Source organism: Cryptosporangium arvum DSM 44712, from assembly GCF_000585375.1.
Lineage (GTDB): Bacteria > Actinomycetota > Actinomycetes > Mycobacteriales > Cryptosporangiaceae > Cryptosporangium > Cryptosporangium arvum.
Genome location: NZ_KK073874.1, coordinates 7,911,844 through 7,924,492, shown reverse-complemented (window position 1 = coordinate 7,924,492; position 12,649 = coordinate 7,911,844). Strand labels below are relative to the sequence as shown.

The window sequence follows — 12,649 nt, the reverse complement described above, 5'->3', positions numbered from 1 at the left end:
CACGCACTGTCTTCTCCTGCCCGTCGGCTCTCACTTGCACCGGCACTACCCGCCCAGCGAATTCGTAACCACCCCGGCGCGGGCCAGCGTAACCACCGTTTCTGTCCTCCCGTCGCCCCGGCCACCCAAGAGTGGTCCGGAATCGGAGCCCTGGCACGATTCTCCGCATGCCGAGCGTGGACGCTGTCGTCACCCCACCCGATCTGGTGACGCTGTCCGATGTCCGAGCCGCCCAGGAGGTGCTGGCGGGGGCCGGAGTGGTGCGCCGGACGCCGCTGGAGGAGTGCCAGCCGCTGCGCGGGCTCGTCGGCGGCCCGGTGCTGTTCAAGTGCGAGAACTTGCAGCACGCGGGGTCGTTCAAGCTGCGCGGCGCCTACCTGCGGCTGGCCAGGCTCTCCCCGGAGGAGCGGGCCGGTGGGGTGGTCGCGGCCAGCGCGGGCAACCACGCGCAGGGCGTCGCGCTGGCGGCTCGGGCGGTCGGCACGCACGCCACCGTGTTCATGCCGGTCGGGGCTTCGCTGCCGAAGGTGGCGGCCACCCGCGAGTACGGCGCCACGGTGGAGTTGGTCGGCGCCACCATCGAGGATGCGATGGCCGCGGCCACCGCGTTCGCCCGCGACCGGGGCGCGGTCTACGTGCACCCGTTCGACCACCCGGACGTCGTCGCCGGCCAGGGGACCGTCGGGCTGGAGATCCTGGAGCAGTACCCGGACGTGCGGACGGTCGTCGTCCCGACCGGGGGCGGCGGGCTGGTGGCCGGCATCGCGACCGTGCTGCGCGCGGAGCGGCCGGACGTCCGGCTGGTGGGCGTGCAGGCCGCCGGAGCCGCGGCGGTGCGGGTGTCGCTGGCGGCGGGGCATCCGGTGACGCTCGACGGGATGCGCACGATGGCCGACGGCATCGCGGTCGGCCGTCCGGGCGATCTGACGTTCGCGCACATCGCCGCCCAGGTGGACGAGGTGCGCTCGGTCTCCGAGGAGCAGCTCTCGCAGGCCCTGCTGTTCAGCCTGGAGCGGGCCAAGATGGTGGTCGAACCGGCCGGTGCGGCGGCGCTGGCCGCGGTGCTGGCCGAGCCGGAGGCGTTCGCCGCGCCGGTCGTGGTGGTGCTGTCGGGCGGCAACATCGACCCGCTGCTGCTCCTGCGGGTGATCGAGCACGGGATGGGCGCGGCCGGGCGGTACCTGGACCTCACCGTGCGGTTCGCCGACCGGCCGGGAATGCTGGCCGGCCTGCTCGGCGCCCTGGCCAAGCAGCGGGCGAACGTCCTCGACATCGCCCACGTACGGCACGACGCCGCGCTGCGGGTCGGCGAGGTCGAGGTGTCGCTGACCGTCGAGACGGACGGGCCGGACCACTCGCACCGGACGGTGAACGCACTGCGGGCCGCGGGCTACTCGGTGGAGTAGCCGCGCGGCCCGCAGCCGGGGCTCAGCCCGCGAACGGCTCGAGGTTGGCGATCGTGACGTTGATCGTGCGACCGTTCGGCGCCTCGTAGGACACCTTGTCGCCCGGCTTGTGGTCCAGGATCGCCGCACCGAGCGCCGACTCGGGGGAGTACACCGTCAGGTCGGTGGTCGACGAGATCTCGCGGGAGCCGAGCAGGAACGTCTCGGCGTCGTCCGGGTCGTCGTCGAAGTGAACGGTGATCACCGTGCCGGGCACGACGACGGTCGCCGTGGTGGGCGCCTCGCCGACGCGCGCGCTGCGGAGGAGGTCCTCGAGCTGCCGGATCCGGCCCTCCTGCTTGCCCTGCTCCTCTTTGGCGGCGTGGTAACCGCCGTTCTCCTTGAGGTCACCCTCCTCGCGCCGCGCGTTGATCTCCGCCGCGATCACGGGACGGTTCGTCTTGAGCTCCTCGAGCTCGGCCTTCAGCCGGTCGAACGCCTCCTGTGTGAGCCAGGTTGCGCGCGCCTCATCGGTCGTAGACACGGGTGCTCCTCGGGGGTCAATGGATAGATCGGTATTTCGCACTACGGGGAAACCAAAAGGATAGCCCGGATGGTCTCTTCGGGGCCGGGGTCGGGGAACCCTATGCAGTCGCGCGGTTACTCAGCCGTAAACATCAGCGGGCTGCGAGCCGACGGCATCCCCGCCGCGGACACAGGCCTTTTCGGCGTGTCCGGGCGTGATCGCCGCTCATCTCTCTCACCACGTTCAACTGCCCCTCTCGTCGCCTCGGGGAGGACGCCCCCGGGCGGCCGGACGTCCAGGATGACATCTCCTCGCCGTTTGATTCAACGATCGGCGCGGTTCGAAGTGCCCGGACGGGATCCGCCCCGGTCAGCACGCTCCGGCGGGGGCGCTGGGGCTCGTGCCCTCGGTGGCCTCGTCGGTGGGCTCTGACGACTCGGGCGACGTCTCGTCGGGGTCGGCCGGCGTCGGAGCGCCCGTGCTCGCGGACGGGTCGTCCGCGAGGGCGTTGGTGCGGCCCGTCGCGCACCGCGGGCTCGTGCGCGGCGTCGGCCGGGCGACGGTTCCGGGCTGGCGGGTCCGGGTCGGACGGCCGCCCGAGCGCGGGGTGGCGGGCGCGGCCGGCTGCTCCCCGGTCGTGGCGCCCTCGTCACCGGAGTCGTCGTCGGAGCCACCGTCGTCGGCGCCCGGTGCTCCCGGGGCGACCGCGGGCCGGCCGACACGAGGGCTGCTCGCTCCGGAGGTGGCGGCCGGGCCGGTGCTCGGGGTCGCACCGGGCCGGGGGATGAGCTTCCCGTCCGGGCCCGGCGTCGGCCGCGGCTCGGCGGCTTCCGCGCCGCCGGCGTCGGGTGGGCCGGTCGGCGAGACGGCGGACAGTGGCGGGGCGGCGCGGTCGGCCTGGTCGTTCGGTTGGGCGTGCAGCATCGCGAGCGTCACGCCCAGGACGCCGACCGCGACCGTCATCCCCACCGTGGACAGCCCGAGCCGGGTGGGCGACGGGGCCGGTGGCGGACGGTGCCGCCCGGTGTAGCCGCGCCGGGCGAGCGACGAGCGCCCGGAACTGTAGGAGCGCGGTACCAGCGCCAGTGGACGGTCGCGGTGGTCGACGGTCTCGGCGTCGGACGGTACGGCGGGCAGGTCGACGGTCGTCGCCGCGTCGTCGGTACGGATCGCGGGGAGCGAGTCGGTGGTGGCGTCCTCGCCGGACCAGGGCCGTCGGACGGGCAGGTCCACGGGCGCGGGCAGCGGCAGCCGCCCCGACCACTCCGGAGCGATCGACGGAAACTCCTCGGTGGTGGCATCCGGGTCGATGGCGTCCCGGTCGACCGGTCGGCCGAACGGGTCCTGTGCGGCCGCGCGAGCCCGGGCCCAGTACAGCGGGTCCGTCTGCGCGACCGAGTGCCGCGAACGGCGACGCGACTCACTGCCTCCCATGGATCCCAGGGAACCCCGGGATCCTGCCGACGGCGAGGGTGATGTCCGGATGCGACCCCGCTGTCCGACGCGCATCTCGGACGTTCGGGGGATCGGTTGGGCACAGTTGCCCCCTCCCCGCGGTACACGGACGGGGGTGACGGCCGGTTCACCCGGCGGGGGCGCACCCGCCGGACTCGCCGCTCACCGCTCGCTGCGAGGTGGCCAGAGTAACGGTTCGAGTGACCACGGAGTCACCCTCCGGAACCGTCAGCTCGGTGCGGCCCACTTCGGAGCCGTCCTCCCCCCGCGAGCGCACCGCGCACTTCATCGGCGTCTCCCGGGACCCGGAGATCTCGAACTCGATCCGGACCTCGCGGTCGGAGACCACCGAGTACCGGAGCACGCGACCTTCCACGTGGTCGTCGCCGTAGGTGGAGTAGAGCTTTCCGGCGATCGTCAGGCCCGCCACCATCACGGCTCCCACCAGCGCCGGGACCAGCCAACGGGGGTAGGCGCGCCGGCTACGCCGACGACCGTAGCGGCCGGGAGGAAATACGGGTGCCGTCACGAGCGCTCCGCTATCGGGGCCGGTGAGCCGCTGTCACAGCGGCACCGCCGGTCGTGGACAATTCATCTGTCAGCTACGCAGCAACGTATCCCGACGGGCTGACACCTAGGTGAGGGAGATCCGGCGCGTGTCCGACGAGCAACTCCGGCTGATGGCCGTGCACGCCCATCCGGACGACGAGTCGAGCAAGGGGGCCGCCACCATGGCCCGTTACGTGCGTGACGGGGTCTCGGTCCTCGTCGCCACGTGCACCGGTGGCGAGCGGGGCTCCGTGCTCAACCCCCAGATGGACCGGCCCGAGGTCTGGGCGAACCTCAGCGACCTGCGCCGCGAGGAGATGGCGAACGCGCGCGCGATCCTCGGCGTCGACCAGGCGTGGCTGGGCTTCGTGGACTCCGGCCTCCCGGAGGGCGATCCGCTGCCGCCGCTACCCGAGGGCTGCTTCGCGACCCAGCCGCTCGAAGTGGCCGCCGCGCCCCTGGTGCGCCTCGTGCGTGAGTTCCGTCCGCACGTGATCCTCACCTACGACGAGAACGGCGGGTACCCGCACCCCGACCACATCATGTGCCACCGGGTGTCGGTCGAGGCCTACGAGGCGGCCGGCGACCCCGAGCGGTACGTCGAGCAGGGCGAGCCCTGGCAGCCGCTGAAGCTCTACTACCACATGAGCTTCTCCAAGGCCCGGGTGCTGAAGCTGGACGAGGCGATGAAGGCCGCCGGTCTGGAGTCGCCCTACGAGGAGTGGCTGCAGAACTGGCCGGACGACCGGCCGGACCCCGGGGACCGCATCACCACGCGGATCAACTGTGGTGAGTACTTCGGCCTCCGTGACGACGCGCTGCGCGCGCACGCCACCCAGGTCGACCCGAACGGGCGCTGGTTCGGCGTCCCGCTGGAGGTCCAGCGGGAGGTCTGGCCCACCGAGGACTACGAGTTGGCCCGCTCGGCGGTCGAGAGCGAGCGGCCGGAAGATGATCTGTTCGCAGGAGTACGCGAGGCGGTGAAGGCACGATGACGCTGGAAACGGTCGTCGAGGCGGCGAACAACTTCGGAGACACCCGGGAGGGTGCCGGTGCGGGGCCGCTGGCATTGGCGGTCGTCGCGCTGCTGGCGATCGCGACGATCCTGCTGTGGCGCAACATGACCGCGCGGATCAAGCGGCTACCCGCGTCGTTCCCGGCCGAGAAGTCCGACCGCGCGGCCGCGCCGGCCGCGTCTGCCGCACCGGCCACGCCGGCCGAGTCTGCGGGTACCGCGGAGAAGGCCGACGAGGCCTCGGCGGAACCGGCTGCGGCCGAGCCCGTCGTGAAGCGGAGCACCACCGAGAGCTGACCACTCTCCGTACCGAACAGTCGACGTAGCGGCGCGCCAGGACCCCGGCGCGCCGCAGGGACCCCGACTTCCCTTCTCCGAGCACGGAGAGTAATCTACGATTGGCACGGCGCGGACGCATTCTGTATCCGCGCCGTTATCGTGTGTCGCCGTTCCGAGAACGTCGACTAGTAACTCGTCGCACGTGGATAGGTACGCGCAGTATCACTTGCGGTAGCGTTTTATACCGTTTTCGACTAGCGGGCGAACGCACATTCTTTGGTAGCCATTGAGTGTCTTCACCCATTGCGATAACGCCACTACGTTCGGCATATCGCGATCCGAGATCAAATCTCGAAGTGAGCCCGGAAAGTGCGGGCGAGATTTGCGGCCGGATAATTCTGGTTGCGTTGTCTCGTGTTCGGATGCCGATACGCGCAGAACATCAATTTCTTGTTTCCGTAACCGAACGTGTACGGATCGGTGTGGTTTCGACCCGAGTCGGGGAACTCCAGGAAGGGGTGGTGGCGATGCGCGGCGCAACGTGGGGCTGAATTTAATCAAAATGAATAGTGGGAATGGTTGGACTGAAGTGAAGGGAGGTGTTTAGTGATGCGTGGAGCAACTTGGGGCTGAGTTTGTCCGATGTGCCGGATCAGGTGCTCACGATCGGAGGTGGACCGTGCGCGGCGCGACGTGGGGCTGACGGTCGGATGTGGACAGCGGTACGGGATCCGAAGGGCGGTGTGCGATGCGAGGCGCTACGTGGGGCTGAACCGAACGAACGGACGGCGAGTGCAGTGAAGGGCGAGAGGAGGTGCTCGACGATGCGCGGTGCGACCTGGGGCTGATTGCCCCCTTTGTGGTCGGAGTGGAAATTCGTTACTGGTGGGAATGGAGGGAACCGCAATGCGTGGTGCGACCTGGGGCTGAGCGCCGACCGCGGTAGGGAATTGCATCCAGAAGGGAGTTGCGTGATGCGTGGCGCCACCTGGGGCTAAACTGCGCAGCGTAGCCGTTCGGTCATTGACGGCTCATAAATTGATGCCCGGAAGGGCTCTACGAACGTGAGTGGTTGAAGCTCACCCATCTATCGCTCCATAACCCGTGACGCACCGCCCTCCGTCGGAGAGGATCGTGCTTGCGCGGCCGTATCGGTCGCGTCGGCGAGATCGAGGGAGGCGGCGTGGACGCGGTTATCAGCGCCCAGCGACTGTCACTTCCCAGTCGTCTTCGCGCCTTGATCACGGGTATGACCGTATTGGCGGCGGTCTGTATTGCCGGGGTCGCGCTCACATTGCCCGCGCCCGGCACCGACTGGTGGGCCGTCCCGCTCGTCACCCTGATGGTGGCGATCAGCCGGATCTGGATCGTGCGCCGCTACATCGGCGGCAGCGGCATCCTCGTCGACTGGGGCGAGGCCGTTCTCATCGTCGGGCTGGTTTTGCTGCCGCCCGGCTGGACCGTCCTGACCGCTGCGATCGGCACCGCCGGCGCGATGGCCTGGAAGCGATTCGATCCGGTCAAAGCCTGGTTCAACGTCGCCACGACAATTGTCGGAGTCAGTGCGGCCGCGACCGCCATGGTGGCGATCGCCGGTGCGCAACCCGATCCGATCAGCTGGCGCGGAGCGCTCGCGCTGACCGCGATGGCCGCGATCTCCGCGGTGGTGAGCGAGCTGGCCTGTGCGGCGGCGGTCGCGTTCTCGCGCGGTGACACGTTCCGCTCCGTCGTCTTCGAAGGTGTCGGCACCCGCGCGCTCGGACTCCTGCTCAATCTGGCGATCGGCGCGCTCATTCTCGCGGTCGCCCGCTACGCGCCTTATCTACTCGTGGTTCTCCCGCCGGTGCTCTGGCTGCTGATCGAAGGCTTCGCCGGCCGGGTCCGCACCCGGATCGAGCGCCGGATGTGGCAGCGGCTGTCCGCGGCCACACAGGAAATGGGTCACCTCGATATCGACGCAGTGTTACGGACTGCCATCGTCGAGTCGGCCAAACTCTTCGGCGCCGACGTCGTCGAGGTCGAGTGGAAGCGGGCCAACGGCGACGCGGTACTCACCCGCGGTGACGCCGCCGGCGAGATCTGGCAGGGCAAGCCCGGCCTCTACCGCCCCGAGCAGACGATGTTCCCGGTCTCGCTCGTCAACGGCTCCGGTCCCTCGTTCGGCGAGCTGCGGCTGTGCTTCCGCTCGCAGGTGCGGCTGCCCGAGCGCGAGCAGCTCGCGCTGGCCACGCTGGGAAGCGCGCTGGCCGGCACCATGCAGAACGCGTACGTCCACCAGCAGCTGCACGACCTCGCGACGCAGGACGCGCTGACCGGCCTGGCCAACCGCGCCTGCCTGATGGCCGAGGGCAACGCGGTGCTGACCAGCGGACACGGCACGGTCGCCCTGCTCCTGCTCGACCTCGACCACTTCCGCCAGGTCAACGACACGCTCGGGCACGAGGCCGGTGACGACCTGCTGCGTGTCGTCGCCGAGCGGCTCCGGGTCCGGGTGGCGCCGGGGGAGACGCTCGCGCGGCTGCACGGCGACGAGTTCGCGCTGCTGATGCCCGGGCAGGCCAGTCAGGGCGCGGCGTCGGCGCACGCGCACGCCCGGGCCGAGACGCTCCTCGGTGCGCTCGGCGGCCCGCTCGTCGTCGACGGGGTGGAGCTCTCGATCGAGGCCACCGCCGGGATCGTCGCGGTGGAGACCGGCGGCTGCGACACGGTCGAGCTGCTGCGCCGGGCGGACTCGGCGATGTTCCGCGCCAAGGCGGGCGGCGTCCAGCTGCTGGAGTTCGACGCCGAGCGCGACACCGCGAGCGTCGACCGGCTGGCGTTGGCCTCCGAGATGCAGGCCGCCCTCGCGGCCGACGACCAGATCATCATCCAGCTGCAGCCCAGCGTCGACCTCGTCGCCGGCAAGCCGCTCGGCGCCGAGGTGCTGGTGCGCTGGCGCCATCCCCGCCGGGGGATGCTGAGCCCGGCGTCCTTCATCCCGGACCTGGAGCACACCGACCTGATCGCGCCGCTGACCCGGCGGGTCTTCGAACTGGCCCTGGGCACCTACCGCACCTGGCTCGACGACGGCATCGACGCGCCGGTCGCGGTGAACCTCTCGGCGCGGTCGCTGCTCGATCGCGACCTGCCCGACGAGGTCAGCCGCCTGCTGGCCGAGTTCGACGTGCCGCCGGACCGTTTGGTGTTGGAGATCACCGAGACCGCGATGATGAGCGAGCTCGAGGTCGTCGACGAGGTGCTCACCGCGCTACGCGACCGAGGCGTGCGGCTCTCCCTGGACGATTTCGGCACCGGGTTCTCGTCGCTCACCTCGGTGGCGCGCGTCACCGTGGACGAGATCAAGATCGACCGGCAGTTCGTGATCGCGATGGAGAGCTCCCGCCAGGCCGAAGCGGTGGTCCGGATGACCGTCGGGCTGGCCCACACGCTGGGCCTGCGCGCGATCGCCGAGGGCGTCGAGACCGCTCAGCAACGCGCTGAGCTGATGAAACTCGGCTGCCACGGGGCCCAGGGCTTCTTCTTCTATCCGCCGCTCGACCCCGACGACGCCAAGATCGTGCTGGCGGCCCGCGGTGGGCCCGACGGTCCACCGGAGTGAATTGGTTGCACGCGGTCCGGCCGGAAATCTCCGTCTCTTCGGCGGAGGGGTACACCGGACAAAGGGTCGCCGGGGCGTGCCTTAGCCTGGACCACAACTAGCGTTAACTGAAGCTTATTAACCACCTTCGACCGCCCGGGTCGGCCTCATCCTTCAGACTTGAAATCTTGAGGCACGATGGAGCGGCTGATCGCGCCCCAGGTCGTCCTGCGGCGCACCGTCTCTCCCCGGAGCTGCTCGTGACTCCCCCCGTCCTCCCTGGCGCCGGCCCCCGCGGCGTCCGGGGCCGTCTGATCCTGCTGGTCGCGTTGCTCGCGACCGCTCTTCTGGTGGCCGGCTGCTCCGGTTCGGGTAGCGGAGACGGCGGCAGCGGCAGCGGCAACGGCGCCGACCCGACGACGTCCCCCTCGCCCGACGGTCCGAAGCTCACCGTGAAGCCGGCCGCGGACGCGACCGCGGTCCCGCCGACGGACCCGATCACGCTCTCGATCGACAAGGACACGATCACCGCCGTGTCGGTGAAGTCCGACAAGGGTGACGCGGTCGAGGGCGAGGTCGGCGCGGACAAGCGCAGCTGGGCGAGCAAGGGCAAGCTCTCGTTCGGCGCCACCTACACCGTCTCGGTCACGACGACCGGAGGCGGCGCGCCGCTGACCTCGAAGTTCGCGACGGTCCCGACGCCGGGTGCGGACAGCTCGGTCCGCGCGTCGAGCCCGCTCGGCGACAACAAGAGCTACGGCGTCGGCATGCCGATCGTGTTGAAGCTGAGCCGCTCGGTGAAGAGCGACGCGGCGCGCACCGCGTACGAGAAGATGCTGAAGGTCAGCTCGGAGCCGCCGACGACCGGCGCGTGGGGCTGGGTCAGCTCCACCGAACTGCACTTCCGGCCGTCGGAGTACTGGGCCGCGGGCAGCAAGGTCCACGTCACGGTCGACAGCGCGGGCCGGCCGGTCGCCGACGGCGTCTGGGGCCGCACCGACATGACGATCGACTTCAAGATCGGCACCAACCGGCGGCTGGTGGCCGACTCCTCGACGCACACGATGAAGGTGTCCGAGGGTGGCGAGGTCGTGAGGTCGATGCCGATCAGCCTGGGCAAGCCGAAGTACCCGTCGAGCAGCGGCACGATGGTCGTCATCGACAAGCGTCGCGAGGCGATGTTCGACTCGTCGACCTACGGCCTGGCGGTCGACTCGCCCGACGGTTACCGCACCAAGGTCGAGTACCCGATGCGGCTCACCTGGGGCGGCGAGTTCATTCACTCGGCGCCGTGGTCGGTGGAGCAGCAGGGCAAGGAGAACGTCTCGCACGGCTGCATCAACGTGTCCGAGGCGAACGCGATCTGGCTCTACGAGCGGCTGCAGGTCGGCGACCCGGTCACGGTCAAGAACACCGAGACGACGGTCGAGCTCGGCAACGGGTACAGCGACTGGACGCTCGACTTCGAGGACTGGCTGACGCACTCCAAGACCGGCGCGGTCACGACGACCTAGGCCGCGACGTCTCGTCGTTGAGCTCACGCAGGTCCGGGTCGTTCAGGTCGAGGTCGCTGTCGTCCAGGTCGACGGCAGCGGCCGGGGCGGCCGGGGCGCTCTCGGCGGCCGCGCGGGCCTGCAGGCCGCTCTGGCTGCGCAGCGGCAGCTCGGGCAGCATCCACATGACGACCGCGCCGATCACCATGATCGCCGCCGCCAGCAGGAACACCGTGCTCATCGCGTCGGAGAAGCCGACCTTGAACGGGTGGGCGAGCACGGCGTCCAGCGTGTTGATGAACGACGTGTCGGAGAGCGAACCGCTGTTCGCGGCCTGGAGCGTGGCGGCCTGCTCGGGGTGGGCGGCGAGAGCGGCCCGGTACTCCGCGGTCTGCGACGCCTCCGCGACCCGCGTACCGATGTCCCTGGTGAGGCCGGTGAACAGCACCGACAGGAACACCGCGGTGCCGAGCGTGCCGCCCATCTGGCGGAAGAACGTGACCGCGGCCGTCGCGACCCCCATGTCGCGCGGGTCGACGGCGTTCTGCACGGCGAGGATCACCGGCTGCATGTTGACGCCGAGCCCGGCGCCGAACGTGGCCATGATCAGCATCGTCTGCCACAGCGGTGTGTCCGCGCCGATGCGTGAGAACAGCAGCAGCGCGACCGCCATCAGCACGCTGCCGATCAGCGGGAAGATCTTGTAGCGCCCGGTGCGGGTGATGATCGTCCCGGAGACGGCGGCCGCGCTCATGATGCCGACCACCAGCGGCAGCATTTGCAGGCCGCCCATCGTCGGCGAGGAGCCCTTGACGATCTGCAGGTACTGCGGGAGCAGTGCCATCGCGCCGAACATGCCCATGCCGATGATCAGGCTGCCGGCCGAGCCCACCGCGTACGTCCGCCCGCGGAACATCCGCAGCGGGAGCAGGGCCTCGTCCCCGTACCGGCGTTCGGCCAGCAGGAACAGCGCGGTGCCGATCACGCCGACGACGTAGCAGCCGATCGCGCGCCCCGAGCCCCAGCCCCACTCCCGGCCCTGCTCGGCGACGGTGAGCAGCGGCACCAGCGCGAGCACGAGGGCCAGCGCCCCCGGCCAGTCGATCCGGTGGTCGCGCGGCGAGTGCGGGACGTGCAGGAACCGGTAGACGACGACGAGCGCGACGGCGCCGATCGGCAGGTTCACCCAGAAGATCCAGCGCCACCCGGCCGCGCCCAGCACGGAGTCCGCTCCGGCGAAGAACCCGCCGATCACCGGCCCGAGCACGCTCGAGGTGCCGAACACCGCCATGAAGTAGCCCTGGTACTTCGAGCGCTCCCGGGGCGGCACGATGTCGCCGATGATCGCGAACGCCAGCGACATCAGCCCGCCGGCGCCCATTCCCTGGACCGCCCGGTAGGCCGCGAGCTCGTACATCGACGACGCGGTGCCGCAGAGCAGCGAGCCGATCAGGAACAGCACGATCGCGGTCACGAACAGCGGTTTGCGCCCGTAGATGTCGGAGAGCTTGCCGTAGAGCGGCGTCACGATCGTGGACGTGATCAGGAACGCGGTGGTCGCCCAGGCCTGGAGGTCGAAGCCGTCCAGGTCGTCGGCGATCGTGCGGATCGCGGTGGCCACCACGGTCTGATCGAGTGCGCTCAGGAACATCCCGAGCATGAGTCCGATCAGAATCGTGACGATCTGCCGGTGGGTCAGCTCGTTCGAGGTGGATGTTCCGTGATTAGCCACGCTTTAGTGTAAAAGACGTATTCCCGCCAATAACGGGCGCGGCGTACCGTGGCGCGCCGCGCCCTCCCGCGTCACCGCAGCGAGGTCAGCGCGCCGCTCCAGCGGCCCAGCTCGTCGAGCATCGCGGTGGCGGACGTCTCGACCATCTCGTTCGGCGTGAAGACGCGCTCGTCGTCGAGGAACTGACCGACGAACGGGATCATGACGCCCTCCACGATCGGCACGACCTTCAGCGAGAGCAGGACCGGCTTGAACGCCTGCGCCGCGCGCAGACCGGCCGACACGCCGCCGTAGCTGACCAGCCCGGCCGGCTTGTACCGCCACTCGTTGTGCAGGTAGTCGATCGCGTTCTTCACGCCGGCCGTGTAGCTGTGGTTGTACTCGGCCAGCACGAAGACGTACGCGTCCGCGGCGCCGACGCGGGCGGCCCACTCCTTGGTGTGGTCCTTGGTGTAGCGCGCGAGCCGGGGGTGGTTCGGCTCGTCCATCAGCGGCAGGTCGAGCTCGGCGAGGTCGGTGAGGTCGACCTCGTCGAAGCCGCCGTGCTTGCCGGCCGCGGCCTCGACCCACTGGCCGACGGGGAGGCCGACCCGGCCCGGACGGGTGCTGGCGACGATGATCTGCAGCCTGGACATGCA

At 70.2% G+C, this 12,649-nt stretch carries 10 protein-coding genes; 5 read left to right on the top strand and 5 right to left on the bottom strand.

Annotation, left to right across the window (positions count from 1 at the left end; genetic code table 11):
- Positions 1-167: 167 nt before the first annotated feature.
- Positions 168-1,406 carry a threonine ammonia-lyase gene (gene ilvA / locus CRYAR_RS36090; protein ID WP_035857694.1) on the top strand — a complete coding sequence of 413 codons (1,239 nt, stop codon included), beginning with the start codon at positions 168-170 and terminating at the stop codon, positions 1,404-1,406.
- A gap of 22 nt (positions 1,407-1,428) precedes the next feature.
- Here the strand turns inward: ilvA and greA are convergent, their stop codons facing one another.
- From greA to CRYAR_RS36075, 3 genes are all read right to left on the bottom strand, one after another.
- Positions 1,429-1,929 (bottom strand): transcription elongation factor GreA, encoded by a 501-nt coding sequence (gene greA, locus CRYAR_RS36085; RefSeq protein ID WP_035857693.1) that lies wholly within the window; start codon positions 1,927-1,929, stop codon positions 1,429-1,431.
- Between the two features lie 351 nt (positions 1,930-2,280).
- Complete coding sequence (locus CRYAR_RS36080; protein WP_035857692.1) at positions 2,281-3,345, bottom strand: hypothetical protein; 1,065 nt, start codon at positions 3,343-3,345, stop codon at positions 2,281-2,283.
- Positions 3,346-3,493: 148 nt separating this feature from the next.
- Positions 3,494-3,895 carry a DUF4307 domain-containing protein gene (locus CRYAR_RS36075; protein ID WP_157018306.1) on the bottom strand — a complete coding sequence of 134 codons (402 nt, stop codon included), beginning with the start codon at positions 3,893-3,895 and terminating at the stop codon, positions 3,494-3,496.
- Positions 3,896-4,046: 151 nt separating this feature from the next.
- Here CRYAR_RS36075 and mca point away from each other — a divergent pair, with 151 nt between their 5' ends.
- The 4 genes from mca (at position 4,047) to CRYAR_RS36055 (ending at position 10,300) form a co-directional block, all read left to right on the top strand.
- On the top strand, positions 4,047-4,910 hold the full coding sequence (gene mca / locus CRYAR_RS36070) for a mycothiol conjugate amidase Mca (protein WP_035869199.1): 864 nt from the start codon (positions 4,047-4,049) through the stop codon (positions 4,908-4,910).
- Positions 4,907-5,227, top strand: a complete 321-nt coding sequence (locus tag CRYAR_RS36065) for a hypothetical protein (protein WP_051571388.1) — start codon at positions 4,907-4,909, stop codon at positions 5,225-5,227. Before mca ends, CRYAR_RS36065 begins: the two co-directional genes overlap by 4 nt.
- Positions 5,228-6,458: 1,231 nt before the next feature.
- Complete coding sequence (locus CRYAR_RS36060) at positions 6,459-8,807, top strand: putative bifunctional diguanylate cyclase/phosphodiesterase (RefSeq protein WP_084701410.1); 2,349 nt, start codon at positions 6,459-6,461, stop codon at positions 8,805-8,807.
- 239 nt (positions 8,808-9,046) lie between these two features.
- Positions 9,047-10,300, top strand: a complete 1,254-nt coding sequence (locus CRYAR_RS36055; protein WP_051571386.1) for a L,D-transpeptidase — start codon at positions 9,047-9,049, stop codon at positions 10,298-10,300.
- Here the strand turns inward: CRYAR_RS36055 and CRYAR_RS36050 are convergent.
- Both CRYAR_RS36050 and CRYAR_RS36045 read right to left on the bottom strand, forming a co-directional pair.
- The gene (locus tag CRYAR_RS36050) at positions 10,287-12,011 is read right to left on the bottom strand and encodes an MDR family MFS transporter (RefSeq protein ID WP_063725815.1); all 1,725 of its coding nucleotides are present in this window, start codon (positions 12,009-12,011) and stop codon (positions 10,287-10,289) included. The two genes, CRYAR_RS36055 and CRYAR_RS36050, sit on opposite strands and share 14 nt — an antisense overlap.
- 71 nt (positions 12,012-12,082) lie before the next feature.
- The gene (locus CRYAR_RS36045) at positions 12,083-12,646 is read right to left on the bottom strand and encodes an NADPH-dependent FMN reductase (protein ID WP_035857691.1); all 564 of its coding nucleotides are present in this window, start codon (positions 12,644-12,646) and stop codon (positions 12,083-12,085) included.
- Between the last annotated feature and the right edge of the window lie 3 nt (positions 12,647-12,649).

Excerpts from the sequence above, each read along its gene's own strand:
- CRYAR_RS36045 (WP_035857691.1), bottom strand. The coding sequence starts at position 12,646 with ATGTCCAGGCTGCAGATCATCGTCGCCAGCACCCGTCCGGGCCGGGTC.
- CRYAR_RS36065 (WP_051571388.1), top strand. The coding sequence starts at position 4,907 with ATGACGCTGGAAACGGTCGTCGAGGCGGCGAACAACTTCGGAGACACC.
- CRYAR_RS36060 (WP_084701410.1), top strand. The coding sequence starts at position 6,459 with ATGACCGTATTGGCGGCGGTCTGTATTGCCGGGGTCGCGCTCACATTG.
- CRYAR_RS36080 (WP_035857692.1), bottom strand. The coding sequence starts at position 3,345 with ATGGGAGGCAGTGAGTCGCGTCGCCGTTCGCGGCACTCGGTCGCGCAG.
- ilvA (WP_035857694.1), top strand. The coding sequence starts at position 168 with ATGCCGAGCGTGGACGCTGTCGTCACCCCACCCGATCTGGTGACGCTG.
- mca (WP_035869199.1), top strand. The coding sequence starts at position 4,047 with ATGGCCGTGCACGCCCATCCGGACGACGAGTCGAGCAAGGGGGCCGCC.